The sequence below is a fragment of the Salinibacter grassmerensis genome (assembly GCF_947077765.1).
Taxonomy (GTDB): Bacteria; Bacteroidota; Rhodothermia; order Rhodothermales; family Salinibacteraceae; genus Salinibacter; species Salinibacter grassmerensis.
In genome coordinates this window covers 185,978-209,103 of sequence record NZ_CAMTTF010000005.1, presented here as the reverse complement: position 1 = coordinate 209,103, position 23,126 = coordinate 185,978, and the positions used below count along the sequence as shown (strand labels likewise).

Genomic DNA, 23,126 nt, shown 5'->3' with positions numbered 1-23,126 from the left:
AGTGGCGAAGAGCGCACGGCTAGGCGGCCACGCTGCCCTGAATCTGGGCCTGATCCCCGGTTTCCACCTCCCGGACGATCGCCCGTTCGGACTGTGCCTCGGGGTTGAACCAGCCGTAGAGGGTGGGCAGCAGCAGAAGGGTGGAGGGGACGAGCGTGAAGATGCCGCCGACCACCACGGCCGCGAGGGGCCGCTGCACGTTCGCGCCGATGCCGGTGGCCACTAGCAACGGCAGCAGGCCGAGCAGCGTGGTGAGCGTCGTCATGAGGATGGGCCGCAGCCGCAGGAGTGCCCCCTGCCGCACCGCCTGGGCCAGGGGCTGCCCCCGCTCCCGGAGGTTGTCGATGAAACTCACCATCACCACGCCGTTCTGCACGGCAATGCCCAGCACAGCGATAAATCCAACCGACGCCGGCACGCTCATGTAGAGGTCCATCGCCCAGAGCAGCACGACGCCCCCGACCACCGACGCCGGAATGTTGAGGAAGACGAGCACCGCCTGCCCTAGCGAGTTGAAGGTCATGAACAGAAGCACGAACACGATGGCGAGCGTGATGGGCAGAATGAGCATGAGCCGGTCCTGCGCCCGCTCCTGATTTTCGAACTGGCCGCCCCACTCCGCCAGGTACCCCGCAGGGAGGGTCACCTCGCTCCGAAAGGCCTCCTTCGCCTCCGCCACGAAGCTGCCGGCGTCGCGGCCGCTGAGGTTGATGCCCAGCGTGACCTTCCGCTTGCCCTGCTCCCGCGACACCTCCGCGGGCGCTTCCGTGAGCGTGATGGACGCTACGTCCTGCAGCCGGACGCGAGCCCCCTCAGTGGTCGTCAGCGGAAGGTTACGGATCGACTCGACGGAGCCGCGGGAGGATTCCTGAAACTTCCCGACGAGGGCAAAGCGCCGGTCCCCCTCCCGAATGGTGCTCAGCTGCTCGCCCCCAATGGCCACGTCGATGGCCCGCTGGATGGTGCCCACGCTGAGGCCGTAGCGGGCGGCCCGATCGCGGTCGATGTCGACCTCCACGTAGCCGTAGCCGGCAATCTGGGCAGGAAGTACGTCCGCTACGCCCTCGATGTCGGACACCGCGCCGGCGGCTTCCGACTGCAGGCGGCGAAGCGCGTCGAGGTCGTCGCCGTAGATCTTGAGCGCAATCTCGCTTTTGGCCCCGCTCACCATCTCGTCGAGGCGCAGGGCAATGGGCTGCGTGAAGGCAAAGTTGGCGCCGGGGATCTGGTTGACGCGGGCCCGCATCGAATCTACGAGTGCCTCCTTCGAGTCGACGGTCCACGTGTCGCGGGGAGCGAGGCCGACGAACATGTCGGTCAGGTTCTGACCCATCGGGTCGAAGGCGACCGCCGGGCGTCCGGTCTTGCTCACGGCCGTGGTTACCTCCGGGAACTTTATGAGGGCGCTCTCAACCTTGGTCTGCACCTCCGTCGACGTTTCGAGGGCGGCGTCCGGCTCCAAGGCCACCTGGATGGCCACCGAGCCCTCCTCCAGGTCCGGCGCAAACTCGGTCCCGAGCGTCGTGAAGAGGCCCGCGCCCAATCCCACGACGACCACGGCGGTGCTTACCGTGGCCCACCGGTGGGTGAGTGCGGCGTCGAGCAGGGGCTCGTACACGGAGCGCAAGGCCGCGACCACCCGGGTCGACGATCCCCCTGCTGCCCCGGCGGCTCCGTTCGTGGGCCGGGGCGACGCCCCGTTTTCCTGGAGTGCTTCGTCGGTCGCGTCGGGGTCCTCGCTTGAGTCCCCTACGGACGCGAGCAGGTATGAGCTCAGGGCGGGGGCCATCGTGAGGGCCAGCAACAGGGCGGCCATCAGGGCGAAGGAGACGGTGAACGCCATGGGCCGAAACATGCGCCCCTCCATCTGCTGCAGGGTGAAGAGGGGGAGGAAGACCGCGATGACCACGCCTACGGAGAAGGCGATGGGACGCGCCACCTCCCGCCCGGCCCGCACCACGATGAGGCCGATCGACGCGTCCGGGTTCGCCTCGCGGAGGCGGTAGATGTTCTCTACCATCACGATGGCCCCGTCCACGAACATCCCGAGGCCGATGGCCAGGCCGCCGAGGCTCATCAGATTGGCCTTGAACCCGAAGTAGTTCATCAGGATGAACGTGACGAGGGCCGTCATCGGCAGCACGAGGCTCACGATGAGGGCCGAGCGCCAGTCGCCCAGGAAGCTGATGAGGACGAGGAGCACGAGCAGGCCTCCGATGAGCAGGCTCGTCGTGACCGTCGAAATCGCAGCGCTCGTGAGCTCGTTGCGGTTGTAGTACACGTCGACGCCCACGCCGGGGGGCAGGGCCTGCTTGAGCTCCTCCATCTTGGCCTCCACGCTGTTGACCACCTCCTGGGCGTTGGCCCCGCGGCGCATCATCACGATGCCGGTGACCGTCTCGCCCTCGCCGTCGGCCGTGGCGGCGCCGTAGCGCACGGCGTGGTCCACCTGCACGTCGCCCACATCGCTCATCAGGATGGGCGTCCCGTCCCGGCTCGTGATGACAGTGTTCTCGATGTCCTCGACGACATTCCCATCCCCGCCTCCGAGGCGCCCCACGCCCCGCACCACGTACTGCTGGTCGTTGCGAACAATGTAGCTCCCCCCTGAATTCTGATTGCTTGCCCGCAGCGCCTCGTAGGCCTCGTCGAGCGAGAGGTCGTGGTTCACCAGCTGGTCCGGGTCGAACCGCACATGGTACTGCTTGACGAAGCCGCCGAGCGCGTTGGCCTCCACGACGCCCTCCACCGTGCGCAGCTCGGGCGCCAGGATCCAGTCCTGCATCGTGCGGAGCTCCTGGGCGGAGTAGGAGCGCCCGTCGCCCGGCTCGTCGGTCAGGGTGTACTGGTACACCTGCCCCAGGGCCGTCGACAGCGGCCCGAGTCCCGGCTCGGCCTTCCCCGGGAGGTCCTCTTTGACCTTCGAGAGGCGCTGCGAGACGAGGCGGCGGACGAAGTACGGGTCCATGTCCTCCTCGAATACGAGCGTGACGACGCTCAGCCCAAACTGGCTCAGAGAGCGGTTGTCCTTGACGCCTTCAAGGTTGGTCATGCTCGTCTCGATGGGGTAGGACACCAGCTTTTCCACCTCGACGGGGGACATGCCCGGCACCGGCGTGAGGATCTGCACCTGGTTGTTCGTGAGCTCCGGGTAGGCATCGACCGGCACCTGCTGCCAGCTGTAGATGCCCCACCCGACCAGCACGGCCATGAAGAGCAGAACCAGAATCCGATTCTTAACGACGGAGGTAACGAGGCGGTCGAACATCGGGCAGGGGCGAGGGGCGGGGTGCGGATGTTGAACGGGCGTGGGCGCGGCGGTCTCTGTGTGCGCGGTCTAGGGCACAGATCCATCGATCAACGCGACGGGTTCAGGGCGCACTCTGAAAGCACTTCGTCACCCATCACTGTCGCAATTGGTTGAGGGCGCTCGCGATCTGGTAGGCGCCCTGGGCGACGACCTCCGTGCCGACCTCAAGCGACGAGACGGCCACATTCCCGTCGTTCTCGGCGTCGCCCTCCACGTAGACGCGGCGAAACCGGCGCGGCCCATCGCGGACGAGGACGTAGGCGCCGGTGTTGTCGGTCAGTAGGACGTCGGCGGGGAGGGCGGCCTGTGGCGCACTCGTCTGCTCGACCTGGACGGAGGCGTACATGCCGGGACGGAGTGCGCCGTCCTCATTGTCGAGCATCACGCGGGCGCTGGCGGCTCGGCTCTTGTCGTCCACCTGAGGGGTCACCTGCTCGATCGTGCTGCGGTACGTCTGCTCGGGGGCCATCGGCGTGGACAGCGTGACGGTCTGGCCGGCCTGGACCTGGGCGAGGTTGCGCTCGAACACGCGGGCGACCACGCGGATCGGCTGGAGGTCGGCAATGCGGTAGAGCTTGTCGCCCTGCTGCACAGGGGCGCCGAGGACGCTCATTCGGCTCAGCACGATGCCGTCGAGGGGCGCCTCCAGCGGAAGCGTCCTCATGTCCTGGGCGCCGGTCGCGACCCGTTCGATGCGGTCCGGCTGCACCCCGATCGAGCGGAGGCGCTGCCGGGCGGACTGCCAGTTGCGTTCGGCGGCCCGCACGTTCTTCTCGACGGCCACGTCCCGCTCGTCCAGGCGGCGCTGGCGGTCGAGCTCGTCGCGCGCCTGCCGGAGGGTGGCCACCATCTGACTCAGGTCCGGGGCGGCCACGTCGGCCATGACCTCGCCCTGTGCCACCCGCGTCCCGGGACTCACGCGGAGCTGCTCCACCCGTCCGTCCACGAGAGAGGTCACGAAGGCCTCCTGGTCGGCGGCCGGGCGCACCCGGGCCGGCAGTTTGAGGGTCGTCGTGACCGGGTGCTTCGTGACCTCTACGGTTTTGACGCCGACCTCTTCGAGTTCAGCGTCGGTCAGTGTGATGACGTTCGGATCGATGGGGGTCTCCGCCGCGGCCGTGGAGGCGGGGGCGTCGGCCTCTCCACAGCCAGCGAGAAAAAGCGCAGTAGCCAGAACCAGAGCGAGCGGGAAGGGGCGTCGGCGGTGCATGGGGAGAGAAGCGTTTTGAAAGACGAGTCCGGTTGGCCAATCGAGGAGTGTGCCGGTTCAGGGAAAAGGCCGATCCGCTACAGGTCGGGGGCGCGGGGAGAGAGGGCGCCTTCGACGACGATGGGGGCGTCGGCCGGCCCCACGCCCATGGCGGCTTCCAGGTCGTAAAGTGCCCGCAGGTATTTTGCGGTGAGACGCACGCGGAGCAGCTCCGTCCGTCGGGCGGCCTCGATGGCGTCCAGCAGCTCGAAGAGGGTCAGCTCGCCCTGCTCGTAGGTGAACAGCGCGTTCTGGAGCTGCTCGTCGGGCGCCCGAACCAGGGTGTTCGCCGTGGCCTGCAGGCGACCGCGGGCGGTCTCGAGGCGGTCCAGGGCGTTGTGCACGTCCACCTCGACTGCACGTCGGGTGGCGTCGAGGGTGGCCTCGGCCTGGCTGCGTCGGCCTTCCTGTGCCGCGACGGCCGTGCGGCCCCCGTCCCAGAGGGGCAACTCCACCTGGAGACCGGCCGTGAAGCCGAGGGTCGTGCCGCCTGGGGTCGACAGCTGCTTCGGCCCCGCCGAGAGGGTCAGGTCTGGATACCGCTGGTAGCGTGTCCGTTCGAGGGCCTGTCGTTCGCGCTCAACCCGGGCACGCTGGGCCTGGAGCCGATCTCGCTGGGCCTCGGCGACCGACAGGGCCGCCTGCGCGTCCACAGTGACCGCCCGGAATGAGAGTGAGTCCGCAACTGCGTAGGGGAGCCCCTCCGACTGTGTCTCCTGGTTGGGGCGGAGCATGGCAGCCAGTTCCCGCTGTGCGGTCCGGTGCTGCTGCCTTGCCTCCGCCAGGTCGTTCTCGGAGGTCGCCTCGGCGCTCTTCAGCCGCGTGCGCCGGATTGGGCTCAGGTCGCCCTCCTCGTACCGCACGGTGGCGGCCCGGGCGGCCTGTTGTACCGCATCGGTGTACCGGTGCAGGATGCGACGACGGGCATCCGCGGTCACGACGGCGAGGTAGCGATGGCGCAGGTCTCTGTAGAGGGACGTGCGCGTCTCCTGGAGTCGTGCCTCGGCGGCCCGTGTGGCCGCGTCGGCCGACTGCCGCCGGGCGCGCTGCTCGCCCGGGTAGTTGAGGGGCTGGGTAAGGGTCAGGAACCACTCGTCGTCCGCCCCGCCGTTGGGCAGTGGGGTATGCTCCCCGGAGCCCTCCAGGGTCGGGTTGGGAAAGAGGGCCGCGGCCCGGGCTCCTTTCCCCTGGGTCCGAGCACGAGCGCGGGCGGCGCGGAGTTGCGGATTGTGGTCCAGGAGCAGACGGGTGGCGCGGTCGAACGTGAGCGTGTCCCGGCCCCCGTCCGTCTGGGCCTGTGCGACGCGAACGACGGGCCCGCTCAAAACGGCGAGCGCTCCCAGCAGGAGGGCAAGGCCGAAGTCCCAGGGGGGGCTTTGTGGCAGGCAGTCCATGGAGTGGCGACGACTGAACAGGAGTCGACGGTTGATCTGTCAGTCGTGTCCACGCCTCCCCGAGCGAAGGGATCTTATAGGGCGGTGAGAGACGGATTAGAGTCCGGTTAGAGGCGCGCAGCCGATGGGTGTGTTCTCCGTCACGGGTTGCGCCAGAAGACCAGTTGGGGCCGCCCTACGGGCGAGGGACTGGGAGCCAAAAACGAGATAGGGGCGTGTCCGAGACGCTAGGGGACGCGAGACGGGGCCGGCCGATCCTTGCTTATCGTCTATATCTTCGCTGCGCGCGTGCTTCATCTTTTCCCCGCTGGGATTTCCTAATCGCTCGTTGAGTTCATCGCGGAGCGTGTCGTGTCAGTAGGTGGGCTCGTGGGGGAGGAGGCCTCGGCCCGCTCCTCCGTTGAGTGAAGGGGTTGGACGGGGCGGTCGGACGGGCTCGTGTGCTCGCTCCGCTCAAGCTCAAACTTTTCGACGCTCTCCCGAAGGTGCTGGACGGTTGCCTCCAGGTCCTCCGCCGAATCAGAGACCTGCGTGACGCCGGCCGCCGACTCCCGGGCCGCCGTCGAGATGGCCTGTACGCTCCGAGCGATCTCGTTGCTGGTGGTGGACTGTTCTTCGGAGGCGGACGCAATCTCGTCGGCTTTTTGCTGGGCCCGGTCGATGGCGGCGGCCACATCGTCCAGGGCGCTGTCCACCTCGCCGGCCAGCTCCAGGCCCTTCTGGGCCCGCTGGCTGCTCTGACGGGCGGCGCCAACTGCGTCCTCGATCTCGCCGGTCGTCCCCTGAACCATCTGTTCGATTTCGGTCGTGGCCTCGTCGGCTTCCTCCGCCAACGCCCGGACCTCCTCGGCGACCACAGCGAATCCCTGTCCGGTCTGTCCGGCGGCCTCGTCCCCCGCTCGCGCCGCCTCGATCGCCGCGTTTAGGGCGAGGAGGTTGGTCTGCCCCGCGATCTCGTCGATCGTGTCGACGATCTGAATAATCTCCTCGCTCGAGTCGCCCACGCTCTCGATGGTGTCGGCTGTGGCCTGGGCCACCTCGGCGATCTGCCGGATCTGCTGCGTCGCCTCCGCGACGATCTTGCCACTGCGCTCGGCCTGCTGGGCGGCGTCCCGGGTGGCCTCGGCGGCCCGTTGGACACTGCGCGCGTTCTCGCTAATCGTCTGGTTCATCTGCTCGACGGCCGCGGCCACCTCCTCGGCCTGGGCGGACTGCTCCTCGGCAGCGGTCGCCATCTGCTCGGAGGAGGCACTGATCTCCTCGGTCGTCAGGGCGGTCTCCTCGGCCGCATCGCGGACGGAGACGAGGGTCCGCCGGACGCTCTCGACCGCCCGGTTGAACCCGTCGAAGAGATCGCCAATCTCGTCGTCGCGGTCCGTGTCGACGCGGACACTGAGGTCTCCGTCGGCAAACCGATTCATCGCGTCGAGCATCTCGCTCGTGTGGCTGGCGAGTGCCTCCTTTTGCTCCTGAAGCTCCCGGGTGGCCTCCTCAACCTGCTCCTCAACGGAGTTTTTTTGCTGCTTGAGCCGTTCAGCCATCTTTTCGGTCTCCTCCTTCTGCGTCTTGGCGTCCTGCACGGCGGACTCAGCCTTCTGTAGTGCGCGGCGCTGTTCTTGTTTGAAGACGCGTGCGATGAGGAGGACGACGGTGATGAGGCCGACGTAGGAGAAAAAGAGCGACTCGTCGGCCATAGAATTGGACATGGGCGTCGGGAAGACGTAGCCACCCAGCTCAAGGCCGTAGATGATGGACAGCTCCGCGATGCTCACCACCGTGAGGAGAATGGCAAACCACTGCTCGGCGAGCAGGAGCCCGATCAATGGCGCGACCATGAACCAGGGGGCCGACGTGGACGCGGTTCCTCCGGAGCGAATCGTGAGCAGCGTGATGAGCCCCAGCATCACTCCGGCGGTCACCTTCGCCATGAGGGAGGGGGAGGCGCCCTGCCGCAGGGCAATCGGGACCCCCGTCAGGAGGGCCGCTGAGCCCAAAAGCACAGGGATTCCGCTCCAGAATTCCCATCGGTAATGGGCCCCGGTGTAGGCGAGGCAGGCTCCGATGATGAGAACCGTGATCGACAGCGTCAGGCGCGCCTTCCGTCGCTGGTCAGAATTTTCAGGGAGAGCGTCTGGCAGAAAGAAGTTGAAAAACACAGTCATTATACCGCCACAAGGTCATTTTTGGGCATACCATACGGTGGGTCCCTCCACCCCTAAAGCAGATTGATCACCGGTTGTCGAAGATTCTCCTCCAAAGCTCCGTCAAATGAGATATGCAGTCCACGGCAATTATCGAACGCGGGTGTTGAAATGTTAACCGCCGAGGGACGAAGGAGACGGTATCCCGTCTGAAGGGAAGTCGAGAGAAGTGCCGATGCGTTTGGTTGTGTTTGCAGTCCTTCATTTACATCGGGAAAGACCAAGGGAGGCTAGGTTTATTTCGGATATATTGCAAAGGGTGGATCAAAATAAATAAAAAGGCGTTTTGTACGACTGTATTTCGAAAAAACAGTATAAGAAAATAAAATACTTGGTATTTTCTAAATCCGCTAACAACCGCAGCCGATCAACCATGAAACGCTTTGCATCTCTCGTTACTATTGCCCTCATCCTCGCCGTCGCATGTCCGCTAGATGCGCAGGCGCAGATGGAGTCGAGTTCCGGCTTTGAGATTGGTCCCCGCGTCACCATCGACGTTGGTGACATCGAAGAATTCGCTCTTGGGGGCGATGTCCGGTACGATCTCTCCCAAAATGTGGATGCGCCGGTACAGTTGTCTGGGGCCGTCGACTTCTACTTCGCGGATGATGCCCAGGTGGGCAACCAAGAGGTTGACCGGTCGATTTACACCGTCGATCTGAATGCGCACTACATGCTTCCCACAGAGAAGACCTTTTCACCCTATGCGGGTGCCGGAATCGGCATAACGAGTTCAGAGGTTGGGGGCACCTCCAGCACCGACACGGGACTTAACCTGGTTGGCGGTGTTGAGTTTGACACCGGCACGCTCCAGCCCTTCGTCCAGGGACAGGTCACGATTGGAGACTTCGACCGCCTTGGAATCACTGGGGGGCTGCTCTTTGCCCTGTAGGATCCCTCCTCGGCCTATGTTCAAGACGCGCCCCGTCGGGTCAGTCGGTCCGATGGGGGGTTTTCTGTTTGGGGGCCGCCGAGGGCCTCCCCCGCGAAGCGGGCCCGCGGCCTGTTACTCCGCCTGAGGGGCACCGGCGAAGCGCCACTGCGGCGCGTAGTCCTTCGGGAGGCGTCGCCTCTGGAGTCGGGCGCGCACCATCTCGACCGGCATGCGCCCGCCTCGCAGAATTCGGTCGTGGAACTCGCGGTTGGAGAGGTCGCCGTTCTCGACGAGCTCGTCGTGGAGCGCCCGGAATTGGAGGCCGCCGAGCATGTAGGCGGCCTGGTACAGCGGGGGATACGTGCCGATGATGGAGCGCCGCACCTCCGCCTCCGCGTTGGCCCGCTCGTGCCCGACCTCCCGCACCAGGAAGTCCACGGCCTCCTGCCCGGACATCTCCCCCAGGTGAAAGCGGAGGGAGAAGATGATGCGCGCCGCCCGGTGGTTGCGCCAGAACAGCATCCCAATCCGGTCCTCCGGCGACCGGGGAAAGTCGAGGTCCCAGAGCTGCATCTCCCAGTAGAGGGCCCACCCCTCGCCCCAGAACGGCGTGGAGAACAGGTCGCGGTGGGCGTTGTACCGATCCGTCATGAAGCCCTGAAGGTGGTGGCCCGGGATGAGCTCGTGGTGGACGACCGCCCGAGAGAAGTGCCGGTTGTTGCCCCGAATGCTCATGAGCTTGTTCTCGTGGGACATCTCCTGGGCCGGAAACGCCACCCGGACGACCTCGCCTCCTAGAAAGTACGGCGCGATGCGCTGCATCTCTGGGGAGAGCATCTGCATGCGCCAGACCTCCTCGGCCATCGGGGGAATCGTCACCAGATCCCGGTCCCGAAGAAAAGACACGGCCTCCTCGGCCAGATCACGCGCAAGCGTCGGCTGCTGGCCGGGCTCCACGTGACGGGTCTTGACCTCTTTGAGGGCCGCGCGCCAGTCGTTCCCGTGGCCCATCTCCCGGGCGGCCGCCCGCATCTGCCGCCTGCCCCAGTCAAGCTCCTGCTCGGCCAGGGCAATCAGCTCTTCGGGGGAGTACGGAATCATGGCGTGCCGGAGGTCCGCCTTGAGCGCCTCCGCCCCAATCGGGTCTCCGATGAGGGGCGCGTCCTGCCCCTCCTCGACGCCCACGATCTCCCGACGGAGAAACCGGGCGTATGCCTCCAGGTCGCTCTGGGCTTTCTCGTACGGCGCCTCCACCCACCAGGTAAAGTCCGGGTGGTACCCGTCGTAAAACGCGTACCACGCCTCTAGATTCTCGCGGAGGTCCCCAATGGCCTTGGCCGCCCGGTGGGCCGCGACCCGGTCCGCCTCCGTATTCGGAGATTCTGTGGTCGGGGATCCTGTGTGCGAGAACTGCTCCGAGAGGCGCTCCTGCGTTGCCTCGATTGTGTCTTGGAGGGCGGCCAGCGTGTCGGCCGCGGCGCGCGGGTCGAGGGCGGGATCCGCCCGCCACCGGTAGTAGAGGGACGTGATTGTGGAGGCGAAGGGCAGGTACCGCTCCATCTCGGCATGGCGGCGCTCCGTCCGATCCAGTCGATGCAGGGCCCCCTGGATCTCGTTTTGCAGAAGCACGTGGTCGATGCGTCCGTCCACGCCGAGTCGACCGAAGCGGACGGCGTCCAGTTCGTCGAGCCACTGGTTGTAAAACGTCCGCATCCGGGCCCAGCGCTCCGGCCCCGCGGCGTCGTAGCGGCGGCGAAGGGCCGCGCGGTCGTCGGCGAAGCGGTCGACGACCGGAATCATCGCGCTGGAATCGCTCTGGAGGAGGGCGTCCACCGCCGGGGGCGAGGCCGGCTGTGCCGACGAGGACTGCGGGACCGTCAGGCCGAATGCGAGAAGTAGTCCGACGGCCAGAAGAGCGGTGTAGGCGCTAGCGGAACGGGGCGGCATCGGGCCGTGGGACGAACCGAGAAGCGACGAAGGGTGGACGTGTTGGTGCATGGGGGAGGGCCGGTGCTGAGTACGCGGATGATTGTTGGTTACGGAGAACGCCCGGTGGGGGGAAGGTTCAAAAAGACGAGCCGGACACGGCGGATTTCGGTGTGGCGGGCCTCGCGGCCTCGGTGGGGCGCAGCCGGTTTACAGGCGTTCGAGCACGAAGACGTACGGGTAGAGCCCACCGATCTCGATGGCCCGCACGTGGCGACTGGCGAACTGCTCGGACTCGTCGAGGACCGTGTTGAAGGGGCCCTGCCGCAGCACCAGCATCACCACGAGGCCACCGGGCCGCAGCACTTCGGCCATTTGCCCGAGGACGCGCCGGTAAAAGGGGTAAAAGTCCATGCTACTGGCCATGCGCACGCCGAAGGGGGGATTGGTGACGATCAGGTCCGCCGTCACGTCCTCGAACGTCTCTTCGAGCTGCCACGCGTCGCCCTCCCGAATCGTGATGCGGTCGCTTAGGCCCGCCATTTCGACGTTTGTGCGGGCGCCCGTTACCGCCTCCTCGTTCCAGTCGTTGCCGTAGCACTGCGTGTCGCCCCACAGGTCCGCGGCCTCCAGCAGGATGGTGGCGGAGCCGCAAAAGGGGTCGAGCAGCGTGTCCGGGGGGGCGTCGAGATGGGCGAGACGGAGGAGGGCGTAGGCCACGTTCGCCTTGAGAGCGGCCCGCGGCTGGTAGCCCTCCAGCTGCCGGCGACTCAGGGCCTCGCGGGTGTGCTGAACGCTCACGAGGCACTGGTCTTCACGGACGTCCACCCGTACCTCCACGTCGTAGTCCTCCAGGTCGACGGACGCGTCGTAGCGGGCGTCGAGGGCCCCACCCGCCCACCTCTGCACGTCGACGCTCGTGAAGTCGTGGTCGCCCTGCCGCACCGAAGAGGCGCGGAAGGTGTCCGCCGTCTCCATGGCCTCCACGTCGAGCGTCTTTACCGTGTCCTGAATTGCTTGGAGGGCGTCCTCCTCGTTCGTGGAGAGGGTGAACGTGTAGAGGGGCGCCAGCACATGGTGCACCGAGCGCATCTGGCGGGCCACGTCGAGCGCGTCGTCGGGGGCCGCGTCGACCTCCACCAAGGCGTAGCTCTGCAGGCCAAAGGGGGTGTCGTCGGTGTCGGTCACGTCGAGGCCCGCGGCCGCGGCCCGCTCCCGAAATTCGTCCACGACCACGTCCTCCAGCCCCATGTTGACGGTGAACAGGAGAGGCGTACGGTCCGACGAACGGAGAGAAAGGACCGAGGGGGACGACGGCATAGAAACGAGGGGGGAGGCTTGGTAGTGTGGCGCGAGGGCGGTCCTACCGGGCGAGGTAGAGGGGAGTTCACGGGAGCGGCGAGGGCGACCCAGGAACTCGATCTGTAGAGCAAAGGTTCTTTCAAAGCTGCGTATAAACTGCCCCTGTTGCCATGCATCGCCTTCGGTCATCCAGTACTGTGGGCCGCTGGGCCGTTGCCCTCGGCCTCCTCCTGATCGTGGGGCCCCTGGTGCAGTCCATCACGCCGTGCCGCGGGGGTGAGAGAGCGACCAACGCGGCGTCGGTCCCCATCGTGACGACCGCCGTGCCGAGTGCCCAGTGGTCCTGTCCGGCGACGGACGCCGGGGCGATGCTTCGTGCAGCGTCGACGGAGCGGTCAATGTTCTCGCTCGACGGCCCGTTGGGAGGCGGGGTGATTGGCCCCGCGTCCACAGAGCCCCCGTCCGTCTTCCTCGATGCACCGCGGCCCCCGTCTCCGCCGCCCGTCTCGCCAGCGTTGGAGGTCCTCCGTCCGGTCGTCCTCCAGATTTAGTCGTCTTCCTCCGCCCTCAGTTAGCGACTGAGGGTCGTCCGCCGGCCGACCGGTCGGCTCGTTCTCGGTTCGATTCTTTGGAGACGACTCTCGTATCCCCATGCGCTCTCTTTCTTTTCCCAACTGGGTGGGCTCGTTCGCGGCGGGTCTGCTCGTCGTCGGGGGAATCGTAGCCCTCGTGATGGCCGAACAGCCCGCCTCGCCTGCCCAGACGACGGGGGGCGACACCGCACAGGACGCCCCCGATTTTTCGCTGAACACCCTGGATGGCGAGATTTTTCGCCTTGACGATCAGCGCGGAGACGTGGTGGTGCTCAACTTCTGGGCCACCTGGTGCCCGCCATGCCGGCGGGAGATTCCGGACTTCGTGTCGCTACAGGAGGACCTTGGCGGTCGGGGCCTCCAGTTCGTGGGCGTGGCCCTCGAACGGAGCGCCGGCCCCAAAGAGGTGCGAGCCTTCGCCGACAAGATGAACATCAACTACCCGATTGGGCTGGGCGACGGCTCGATCGCGGAGAAATACGGCGGGGTGCGGGGCCTGCCCATGACGTTCGTGATCGGGCCCGAGGGAAAGATCCGCAAGCACATTCCGGGCATGACCACCGAGGACCGGATCCGCCCCTTGCTGGAGGCACTCCTGCGAGAACGGTCGTAGCTGCGCCTCCGCCCCTCCCTCGACGCCCGCGCACCGACCGATCCCGGATCCGTCCGCATGCCTGACTCCAACCGCGATCGCTCCCCGTGGCGCACCGTCCGGACCTACGTCAAAGCCTACTGGCACTGGCCCGTGCTCCTGGTGATGGGGATCTACGTCTATCAGCAGTACATGCCGAGCATTGAGTTGGCCGCGGAGAGGCGCCCGGCCCCGACGGTGGTAGCCGAGACGCTGGCGGGCGATCGCTTTCGGCTCGAAGACCACCGGGGGGAGGTCGTGGTGGTGAACGTGTGGGCCACCTGGTGCCCGCCGTGTCGCGTGGAGATGCCCGGCTTCGTGGACCTGCAGCGCGAATTTGAGGATAAGGGCGTGCAGTTCGTCGGGATTGCGGTGGACCGGGACGGGGCGACGGCGGTGCGTCCCTTCGTGGAGGAACAGGGCATCAACTTTCCGCAGATCGCGAATCCCGCACTCGCGGCGCGCCACTTTCCGGGCGAGGCCGTGCCACGGACGTACCTGATCGACAAACGAGGCCGCGTCCGGTACGAGCACAGCGGCGTGGTCCTCAAATGGGCGCTCGACGATGCGCTGGAGACGCTGGTGAGGGAGGGTCGGTAGTGTCGTGCCGCAACGCGGCGCGCGGGCGGGCACGAGCCGACTCGGCGACTCCCTTATCGCGAGCACCGGAGCTCCCCATGCCGCCTCAACGGATCGGCGTGACGAAGAGAACGTCCCCCGTTTCGATGAGATGGACGCGGTCGTCTTCCTCCAAGTGTGGACGAGCGGGGAGGTCCCTCGGGATGACCGGTCCCGCCAAATTCCCGATGCGCTGGGCCCCGGTCTTCTTGAGCCTAGCAGGTTTTGGTAGATGGGTTCTGCAATTACGAGTGTTACAACCTTCAAGAGAAGAGTGGAGCATGGTGGGTGACCGCCTGCACGTCTTCACGATAGTGCATACGTTATTCAACACACCGCATACCACTCCCGAGGAGGCTTACGCGTCATGCGCCGAACCCTATTTCTTTTTGTTCTCGCCGGTCTCTTTGCAGTCCAGTCCGCCACGGCCCAGCCCACCGCCCTCGTCGGGCCCACGGCCCTCAATCCGGCCGACTCCACAGTAATTGAGAACGCGACGGTTCTATTGGAGGGCGACCGCATCGCCGCAGTGGGGCCGTCGGGGGAGGTGGAGGTGCCGGACCGGGCGACCGTGCACGACATGCCCGACAAGTACGTGATGCCGGGCCTCGTCGACGGCCACGTCCACTTCTTCCAGAGCGGCGGGCTCTACACGCGCCCCGACGTGATCGACCTGCGCGGCGCCCGCCCCTACGCCGAAGAGTTGCGGCGCATCAAAGAGCGGCTCCCGGACACCTTCCGCCGCTACCTCCGCAGTGGGGTGACGAGCGTGGTGGACGTAGGCGGGCCGATGTGGAACCTCGACGTGCGGGCCCGCGCCGACACCACGGCGATGGCCCCGACGGTCGTGACGGCGGGCCCGCTTATTTCCAGCGTGGAGCGTCCGTCGCTCGGCGAGGGCGATCCGCCCATCCTGCAGATCACGACGCCGGAGGCGGCCCGGAAAGAGGTCCGCGACCAGATCATGGCCGGGGTGGACCTCATCAAGATCTGGTACATCGTGGGCGGAGGGGAGACCCCGGCCGACTATCGTCCGGTCGTCGAGGCGACCGTTGACGAAGCCCATAACGCAGGCGTCCGGGTGGCCGTCCACGCCACGGAGTTGGAAACCGCCCGGGCCGCCGTCGAGGCCGGGGCGGACATCCTCGTCCACAGCGTATCCGACCAGCCGGTCGACGACGCCTTCGTGCGGCTTCTTCGGGAGAACGACGTGCTCTACACCCCGACGCTCGTGGTGGGCGAGCGCTACGGCGAAACGTTCGCCCAGCAACTCGACCTGACGCTTGCCGAGCACCGCATCGGCCAGAAGGACGTGATCAACTCCCTCACCGACCTGCGCACGCTCCCGGATTCGCTCGTCCCGACCGGCCTCCGCCGGCGCATCCAGCAGGCCCCGACGGTGCCGTCCGACACCACGGCCATGCGCAACCTGAAGCGGCTCTACGAGGCTGGCATCGACGTTGTGGCCGGCACCGACGCGGGCAACATCGGTACGCCGCACGGCCCGGCCCTCATCCGCGAGTTTGAGCTCATGCGTACGGCCGGCCTCACGCCCCGCGAGATCTTGGCAACGGCGACGGCGGGCGGTGCCCAGCTCATGGGCCGTGACGACCTCGGGCAGATCGAAGAGGGGATGATGGCGGACCTTGTCGTGCTCGATCGCGATCCCTTCGCGGACATCCAACACGCCACGTCGATTCATCGGGTCGTGAAGAACGGCACGCTGTTCGCTCCCGACCGGCTCGTGCCGCGGACGCCGGAGGAGGTGGTGTTCCAGCTGCACAACGCCTACAACACCCATGACCCGGATGCCTTTCTTGACGCGTTCGCCGATGACGTGGAGGTCTATCGCCCCCCGAATACGCTTGTGATGGAGGGGCGTGACACCCTCGCGACGCAGTACCATCCTCTCCTTGACGGGGCAACCAACCTGCACTCCGAGTTCCGCTATCACACGACCGTGGGCAACACCTTCACCGCCCACGAGACCATCCGGAACCTGCCCGGTCGCGAGGCGCCGCTGTCCCAGGTGTTTCTGTACCGCGTGACCGACGGGGCGATCGACCGGGCCTGGCTTGTGCAGGAGGAGTAGAAAAGCAATTAGGGGGGAGAGAATTTTGGAAGCGGTTCCGGGGCGCCCCAGGGTGTATGGTCCGACCATTGGGCCGTAGTTTACTTCTTCCACCTTTGCCCATGGCCTCTCCCTGCAAACCGATTCCCTGTGGGGCGAGTCCGCTCTTTGCACGCCACGCCTTTTCCCATGCCAGAGCGACGCACATTCCTGAAGACCCTGGGGGCGGGTGCCCTCGGCGCAGCCGCTACGGGGTTTTCCTCTCCGCCCGAGCGCTCCCCCTCTACCCCGGCGGACGCGAGCCCCCCGTCGCCTCCCGACTCGGCGCCGACGAACTGGGTGTGGATGACCCCGGAACTCGATGTCCCGGCTGACGAGTGGAAGCGGCGCTTCGAGCGTCTGCGGGCGCACAACATCGACGCGATCCTGCCGCAGGTGTACAGCAACAGTGCGGCCTACTACGGGAGCGACTTTCTTCCGGTCGAGGGCGAGTGGCTCGAAACCATTCTCCCCCCCGCGAAAGAAGCGGGCCTGGAGGTGCACGGGTGGATGGTATCGATGCCCTGCACCATCCCTGAGATCGTCAATCGGCACAAAGAATGGTTCGTGGTGAACCGGAACGGGGAGTCGGCGGTCGACAATCCGGCGTACGTCGACTACTACAAGTTCACCTGCCCCAATCGGCCCGGAGCCCAGGATTTCATTGAGCGGCGTGTTGAGGAGATCACGTCCATCAACGAACTGGACGGAATCCATTTCGACTACATCCGCTTCCCCGACGTCGTCATCGCCGAGGCCCTTCAGCCGAAGTACGGCATCGACCAGGAGGAGGAAGAGGCCCCGTACGACTACTGCTACTGCGAGGCCTGCCGGTCGAAGTTCGAGCGCGAGCACGGGGCCGACCCCTACGACCTCGACGATCCCACCACGAACACGGCGTGGCGCCTCTTCCGGTACGACAGCATCACAAGCCTGGTGAACGACCGCCTTATTCCCATCGCCCGCGCGAACGACACGGCGGTCTCCGCGGCAACCTTTCCGAACTGGGAGGCCGTGCGCCAGCGGTGGCACCACTGGGATCTCGACTACGTGCATCCGATGCTGTACCACAACTTCTACCACGCCGGGGCAAACTGGGTGCGCGACGAGACGCGGGCCGGCATTGAGCGGCTGCGCGGACAGGGCAAACCGATCCCCTTATACAGTGGCCTCAACGTGGGGGCCGTGGCACCGGGCGGCCTGGAGCGGCTCATCGAAAAGGCGCACGAGGGCGACGCCAGCGGCATCACCCTCTTCGCGGCTGGCAGCATGAACGACGCGCTGTGGACCGCCTTCGCGGAGGCGACCTCGAAGGCGTAATTCGTGCGTCCGGCGGGGGCAGGTCTTCTCCAACACAGTCCCCCCCGTCATTCTCATGACGAATCCCATGCCCAACCCGGAGGCGCGCCAGCACAGCATTTGTCTCGGCACGCTTCTCGCCCTGAGCGTCTGGTTGGTGGCTGCGTGTGGCAGTCCGGAGCCCTCTCCTGAATATAGGCGCATCGGCTACGTGCACGGCACGGTCGACGTGTCTGCGGAAGAGGCCCGCCAACTCACACACATCAACTACGCCTTCGCGAACGTTACGGAAGAGGGGCGGGTGGTGCTGGAGCGCGAGCGCGATTCGATGCGCCTCGCCCGGCTCCGGGCCCTCAAGTCGGAGGCGCCCAACCTCAAGATTTTGCTCTCGATTGGCGGCTGGGCGTGGTCCGATTACTTCTCAAACGCCGCCCGCACCGATTCGTCACGGGCCCTGTTCGCCCGCACGGCCGTCGACCTCCTACGGACCCACAACCTCGATGGGCTCGACATCGACTGGGAGTACCCCGGCCAGGCGGGGCAGGACAACGTGTATCGCCCGGAGGACAGAAAAAACTTTACCCGACTGCTCCGGACCGTGCGTCGTCACCTCGACCGGCAGGGGCAGGCGGACGGGCGCACCGACGACGACCGGTATCTCCTCACAATTGCCGCCGGCGCGGACGCCGACTTTCTGACCCACACCCGCATGGCCGAGGCGCACGCGCCGCTCGACTTCGTGAATCTGATGACATACGACTTCCACGGACGTTGGTCCGGTCACACCGGCCACCATGCCAACCTCTACCCACCGGCCGTGCCGGACACGATGCAGCGCTCGGCGGCCGCGGCGGTCGACCGGTTCGTGAACGCGGGTGTGCCGCCCGCGAAGCTAGTGCTCGGGGTGCCGTTCTACGGACGTGGGTGGGCCGGCGTCGAGCCGGAGATGGATGGACTGTACCGGCCCTACGACGCCTCACGGGGCAGTCATCCCTACGATACGCTCGCCAACCACCTCGCCGAGCGCCCCGACTTCGTCCGCCGGTGGGATCCCGCCGCGCGAGCCTCAACCCTCTGGGGGAGGAAGGACTCGGTCCTGATCACCTACGAAACCCCGCGGTCTCTGCGGGCCAAGGCGCACTACGTTCAGTCCCGCGGCCTCGGCGGCGTCATGTACTGGGAGCACAGTGCCGACGACGGCACCCTTCTCCGCACGCTCCACGAGCACCTTCCGTAGAGCTGCCGAATCGGCACGAGAAGAATGCGGGGGTCTCCCTACGGAATTCGGGCGATGTGTGCGGTGCCGGACTCGTCCTCGGCGACGGTGCCCACGAGGCTCACCTCTCCGTTCAGGGCGAGCGAGGCGCCAAAGTCGACGGACCCAATGTCGAGAACCGTGCGCTCGCGCCATGCGCCTTCGGGGCGCCGCCGAAAGACATAGACGACGCGGTCGATGTTGATCTCGTTGCCGAGCTGCTCGTCGTAGCCGGTGATGAGTGCGCGCCCGTTGTGGAGAGCCACGGTGGCGCCGAAGGAGCCGGATTCGTAGGGAATGGAGGGGCGGAGGGTGGTCGTTTGTCGCCAGGACGTGTCGTCGCGGGCATAGACGGTGGCGGCGCCGGAGCCGTCGTCGCGGGCCCGGCCTTCGCCCACGAGCAGCGTAGAGCCGTGCAGGTCGAGGGAGATAAAGAAGGCGTCGATGTCGTTCAGGTGCGCGTCCTCTCGCCAGCGTTTGGCCGAGGGGTCGTACCGGAAGACGTAGGCGGAGCCCGGCTCGCGCTCAAAAAATGTAGAGGCCGCCACGGCCAGGTGAGGCCCGTCGAGGGCCACGTCGCCCCCGATGAGCCCCGAGTCCAGGCGACCGTCGGACTGAAGCCGCGCCGTCCGGGACCAGGCACTGGTGTTGGCGTCGCGTTCGAAGACGTAGACGGCCCCGCCGTACGCCCGTTCTGGATCGTCCCGGTTGGGATTGCCGGAGGTGCTCACGGCCGCTCGGTCGCCGTCGAGCGCCACGCCCGCCGCGAAGAGCCCTTCGCGCCGGTCCGGAGCCCCGGTCAGCCGTGCCGCCTGCTGCCAGGTGCTGTCCGCCGAGCGCTCGAACACGTACGCCGCGTTTTCTCCCTCCCCGACGAAGGCCTCGCTGGAGGCGCTCACCAGGACCCGCGAGCCGCTGAGGGCCACGTCGGCCCCGAAGAAGGCATCTGTGCGACAGGGCGTCGGGACGAGGCGGGCCGTAAGGGCCCACGAGGTGACGAGGGGGCCTGCCTGCCGCTCATAGACAAACACGGCCCCGGCATTGTCGCCGCACACCGACGCCCCGCTGGCGCCAACCACGGCAGTCGAGTCGTCGATGGCCACGGATACGCCGAAGGAGGCGGATTGCAGCGTATCGGGGCGGGGCAGGGCCTCGATCTGGGCGTGCCCCTCCAGCGGAACGAGCCCGAGGAGGAGGCCGAGACACAAGAGGAGACGAGGGCGGAGCATATGGGCGCTGGTTCCGAACAGAGTGCGGAACGCTAACGGGCAGGCGGGGAGGCCGGTCCGCGGCGTCCGGGGCCGAGCGAGGCGCTTGGGACGTAAATGTGGGCGAGTCCCAAAGAAGAAGTGACACTTCACGTCGGGGGCGTTTCGCCGACGCCCATCAGTCCTCCAGTGCCATCACGTGCTCGGTGAGGGCCTCCCATTCCTCGTAGAGGCCCGAAAGCTCCTTCTTGAGCGCATTGTACTCGTCGGACAGCTCTCGGGCCTCCACGCCGTTGCCCTCGTACGCGTCCGGATCGGCCATCGCCGCTTCGAGCTCCTCCTGTTTCTCCTCGATCTCCAGGATGCGGGCCTCTGTGTCCTCCAGCTTCTGCTTGAGTTGATACGAGTTGAGGTCGGCAAACAGGCCGTCCGGACGGTCGTCGAGGTCGGACGTGTCGGTGTCCTCGGCGGGCGTCTCCGTGCCGTCGGTGGGCGCGTGTCCGTTGGGGGACGGCTCGGCAGGGGCCGGTTCCGCCTCGTGCACGTCCTGCAGTGGGCGGGCCGAGCCCTCCTCCACCTGCCAACGGAAGTCGGAGTAGTTGCCGAGGAAGGTGCGCACGGTGCGTCCCCCCACGCGCCACGTCTTTTCGGCGACGGCGTCGAGCACGTGGCGGTCGTGGCTCACGAGCACGAAGGTCCCTTCGTACTTCTGCAGGGCCTCGATGAGCACCTCGCGCGACTGGATGTCGAGGTGGTTTGTCGGCTCGTCGAGGAGGAGGAGGTTGGCCGGCGACAGTAGCGTGCGGGCGAGCGAAAGGCGACTCTTTTCGCCGCCGGAGAGGACCCGCACGTCCTTGAACGCGTCCTCGCTGGTAAAGAGGAAGCGCCCGAGCAGGCTGCGCAGTTCGGTCTTGGGCCGATCAGGTGCCGCTTCGCGGACGGTATCGAACACCGTCTGGTCCGGGTCCATCGTCTTGGCCTGGTGCTGGGCGTGGAAGGCCATCTCAACGTTATGGCCCTCCTCACGGGTGCCCGCAAAGTCCTCCATCCCGCCGATGATGCGGGCGAGGGTGGACTTGCCCGCGCCGTTGGGACCCACGAGCGCAACCTTGTCGCCCCGTTCGATGGCGAGGGGGCCAGCGTCGGTGAAAACGGTCTCGGGGCCGTGCTCCGTGTCGTAGGTCTTGCTGAACTCGGAGAGCTCCAGCACCACGACGCCGGAGCGGGGGGGCTCGGGGAACTCGAACGACATGGCCGGGGCCGGGTCGGGGGGCGGCGGGATCCGGTCCATCTTCTCCAGCTTCTTGATCCGGCTCTGCACCTGACTGGCGCGGGCGGCGTTGTAGCGAAACTTGGAGATGAACTCCTGGATCTCCTCAATCCGCTTTTGCTGGTTCTCGTATTTGCGGCGCCAGCGCTCGTAGCGCGCCTCGCGGGCCTCCAGGTAGTGCGAGTAGTTGCCGTCGTAGTGGAGGAGGCGACCCCGCACGAGCTCGGCGGTGGAGGTGACCATGCGGTCGAGCACGGAGCGGTCGTGGCTCACCAGGATGACGGCCCCGGGATAGGTCTCCAGCGTGTCTTCGAGCCAGTCGATGCTTTCGATGTCGAGGTGGTTCGTCGGCTCGTCGAGCAGCAGCACGTCCGGCTGCTTGAGAAGGAGGCGGGCCAGCGCCGCCCGCATGCGCCAACCGCCGGAGAAGGTGCGAAGGGGACGGTCAATCTCGTCCGGGGCGAAGCCGAGACCGGAGAGGATGGCCTCGGTGCGGGGCCGAATGCGGTGGGCGTCCTGGGCGTCGAGTCGCTCCTGCACCCGATGCAGCCGGTTGAGAAGCTTTTCGTGGCGGTCGCTTTCGTGGTCGATCGCTTCCAGCTCGCGGCTAATTTCTTGCTCCTGCTCCTCCAGGTCCAGCACCTCTTCGAAGGCGCGGAGGGCCTCGTCCCGCACCGTCCGGTCTTCGGGCAATTCCTGCACGTCCTGCTCCAGATAGCCGATGGAGACGCCCTCCCGCGTGATGGTGCCGGAGTCCACCCGCTGGTCGCCGGCGATCACTCTGAGAAGGGTCGTTTTGCCGGCGCCGTTGGGGCCCACGAGCCCGACGCGGTGCGGCTCGGGTGTGATCGTCCACGACAGGTTCTGGAAGAGCGGGTTCTCCCCGAACTCAATGGTAATGTCTTCGAGTTTGATCATATAGGGGTAGTCGCTCTGCGATGAGTGCCCGTCCGGTGTGCCTTCACTGAGCAGAGGGCCGGGCCGGTGTTTGGTGCGCGGGGTGAACCGCCCGGACCTCACGCCTCCGCATCTGGGTCATCGTCGGGCACGGGCGCTGCGTCCTCCAACCGCTCGGACAGGCGGGCCAACTCCTTGTTGAGGGCGGTGGTGCCGTCCTCGTGTTCCTCACGCTGGAGATACAGCTCCTCGGCGAGGGTGAGGGCGGTCATGACCGCGGTCGTTAGTTCGGCCTGGTCGGGATGATTGTCCTTAAACTGCTTCATCCGGGCGTTCACGGAGGACGCAATCCGCCGGGTGTGGGCCTCGTCGTCCTCTCGCACACGCAGGGCATACTCCCGGCCCAGGATGCGCACGCGAATTGACTTGGTCGGCTCGGAGTCGGCCATAGGAGCGGAGGCAACGGGGAAAACGTCGTCAGGACGAGTCGAGAGACGAGGCCGTGTCTGTGGACACGTCGGCTCCGTTTTCGAGGTACGTGTCGATGGCCTCAATGAAGGCCGAGATGCGGTTCCGAAGGGCCGCTGGGTCATCGTCAAGCACGAGGGGGGTGGTGTCCGGAGACACCGCAGGGCGTTGCTCCAGCTCCGCGATACGACGCCGAAGGCGCTCGTTCTCGGCCTGTAGCCGGTCGAGGGCGGCGGTGGTCCGGTCCACCTTGGCCCGGAGACGGCCCACCACGGCCCGGTACTCGGGCGGCAGGTGGCCCAGGTTCTCGCCCGGCGGCGCGTCGTCCGGCTTGATGGACTCCGGCACGGGCGGTGCGGGGTCGGAGTCGGGCAACGATGCGTGTGGTGAATCATCCATAGTGGGCACCGCACAGATGAAACGCAGGGGCAGTGGCTCCGGACGAGGGGCGTCCCGTCGAGGGCATTCGGAGGCGAGAACCGGACGCGAAAACGCAAAGAAACACAACAGCCGGCGATTCG

General features: G+C 66.6%; 17 protein-coding genes. 7 read left to right on the top strand and 10 right to left on the bottom strand.

The window, feature by feature from the left end; genetic code table 11:
* Nucleotides 1-19: 19 nt before the first annotated feature.
* From OJB03_RS12340 to OJB03_RS12325, 4 genes are all read right to left on the bottom strand, one after another.
* Nucleotides 20-3,268 (bottom strand): efflux RND transporter permease subunit, encoded by a 3,249-nt coding sequence (locus OJB03_RS12340; RefSeq protein WP_263787902.1) that lies wholly within the window; start codon nt 3,266-3,268, stop codon nt 20-22.
* A 136-nt stretch (nt 3,269-3,404) separates the two neighbouring features.
* Entirely contained in the window at nt 3,405-4,520 is a 1,116-nt protein-coding gene (locus tag OJB03_RS12335; protein ID WP_263787901.1) for an efflux RND transporter periplasmic adaptor subunit, read from the bottom strand.
* Between the two features lie 77 nt (nt 4,521-4,597).
* Complete coding sequence (locus OJB03_RS12330) at nt 4,598-5,953, bottom strand: TolC family protein (RefSeq protein ID WP_263787900.1); 1,356 nt, start codon at nt 5,951-5,953, stop codon at nt 4,598-4,600.
* A 317-nt stretch (nt 5,954-6,270) separates the two neighbouring features.
* On the bottom strand, nt 6,271-8,115 hold the full coding sequence (locus tag OJB03_RS12325; RefSeq protein WP_263787899.1) for a methyl-accepting chemotaxis protein: 1,845 nt from the start codon (nt 8,113-8,115) through the stop codon (nt 6,271-6,273).
* A gap of 412 nt (nt 8,116-8,527) precedes the next feature.
* Here OJB03_RS12325 and OJB03_RS12320 point away from each other — a divergent pair, with 412 nt between their 5' ends.
* Nucleotides 8,528-9,046, top strand: coding sequence for a porin family protein (locus tag OJB03_RS12320; RefSeq protein WP_263787898.1), 519 nt, complete (start codon nt 8,528-8,530; stop codon nt 9,044-9,046).
* A gap of 114 nt (nt 9,047-9,160) precedes the next feature.
* Here OJB03_RS12320 and OJB03_RS12315 read toward each other — a convergent pair whose 3' ends face one another.
* Nucleotides 9,161-10,975, bottom strand: coding sequence for a DUF885 domain-containing protein (locus OJB03_RS12315; protein ID WP_263787896.1), 1,815 nt, complete (start codon nt 10,973-10,975; stop codon nt 9,161-9,163).
* Nucleotides 10,976-11,164: 189 nt separating this feature from the next.
* Nucleotides 11,165-12,274 (bottom strand): methyltransferase domain-containing protein, encoded by a 1,110-nt coding sequence (locus OJB03_RS12310; RefSeq protein ID WP_263787894.1) that lies wholly within the window; start codon nt 12,272-12,274, stop codon nt 11,165-11,167.
* Nucleotides 12,275-12,426: 152 nt separating this feature from the next.
* Between OJB03_RS12310 and OJB03_RS12305 the strand changes: the two genes are divergently transcribed.
* The 6 genes from OJB03_RS12305 (at nt 12,427) to OJB03_RS12280 (ending at nt 18,744) form a co-directional block, all read left to right on the top strand.
* On the top strand, nt 12,427-12,807 hold the full coding sequence (locus OJB03_RS12305) for a hypothetical protein (protein ID WP_263787892.1): 381 nt from the start codon (nt 12,427-12,429) through the stop codon (nt 12,805-12,807).
* A 100-nt stretch (nt 12,808-12,907) separates the two neighbouring features.
* Entirely contained in the window at nt 12,908-13,462 is a 555-nt protein-coding gene (locus OJB03_RS12300; RefSeq protein WP_263787890.1) for a peroxiredoxin family protein, read from the top strand.
* A gap of 57 nt (nt 13,463-13,519) precedes the next feature.
* Entirely contained in the window at nt 13,520-14,080 is a 561-nt protein-coding gene (locus OJB03_RS12295; RefSeq protein WP_263787888.1) for a TlpA family protein disulfide reductase, read from the top strand.
* Nucleotides 14,081-14,465: 385 nt separating this feature from the next.
* The gene (locus OJB03_RS12290; RefSeq protein WP_263787885.1) at nt 14,466-16,190 is read left to right on the top strand and encodes an amidohydrolase family protein; all 1,725 of its coding nucleotides are present in this window, start codon (nt 14,466-14,468) and stop codon (nt 16,188-16,190) included.
* A gap of 168 nt (nt 16,191-16,358) precedes the next feature.
* Complete coding sequence (locus OJB03_RS12285; RefSeq protein WP_263787883.1) at nt 16,359-17,528, top strand: family 10 glycosylhydrolase; 1,170 nt, start codon at nt 16,359-16,361, stop codon at nt 17,526-17,528.
* A gap of 55 nt (nt 17,529-17,583) precedes the next feature.
* Nucleotides 17,584-18,744: a glycoside hydrolase family 18 protein gene (locus tag OJB03_RS12280; protein WP_263787881.1), complete on the top strand. Its 1,161-nt coding sequence runs from the start codon at nt 17,584-17,586 to the stop codon at nt 18,742-18,744.
* 38 nt (nt 18,745-18,782) lie between these two features.
* Here the strand turns inward: OJB03_RS12280 and OJB03_RS12275 are convergent, their stop codons facing one another.
* The 4 genes from OJB03_RS12275 to OJB03_RS12260 form a co-directional block, all read right to left on the bottom strand.
* On the bottom strand, nt 18,783-19,991 hold the full coding sequence (locus OJB03_RS12275) for an FG-GAP repeat protein (protein ID WP_263787879.1): 1,209 nt from the start codon (nt 19,989-19,991) through the stop codon (nt 18,783-18,785).
* A 157-nt stretch (nt 19,992-20,148) separates the two neighbouring features.
* Entirely contained in the window at nt 20,149-22,158 is a 2,010-nt protein-coding gene (locus OJB03_RS12270; protein WP_263787877.1) for an ABC-F family ATP-binding cassette domain-containing protein, read from the bottom strand.
* A 98-nt stretch (nt 22,159-22,256) separates the two neighbouring features.
* Nucleotides 22,257-22,586, bottom strand: a complete 330-nt coding sequence (locus tag OJB03_RS12265; RefSeq protein ID WP_263787875.1) for a cell division protein ZapA — start codon at nt 22,584-22,586, stop codon at nt 22,257-22,259.
* A 28-nt stretch (nt 22,587-22,614) separates the two neighbouring features.
* Nucleotides 22,615-22,980: a nucleotide exchange factor GrpE gene (locus OJB03_RS12260; RefSeq protein WP_263787873.1), complete on the bottom strand. Its 366-nt coding sequence runs from the start codon at nt 22,978-22,980 to the stop codon at nt 22,615-22,617.
* Nucleotides 22,981-23,126: the final 146 nt, after the last annotated feature.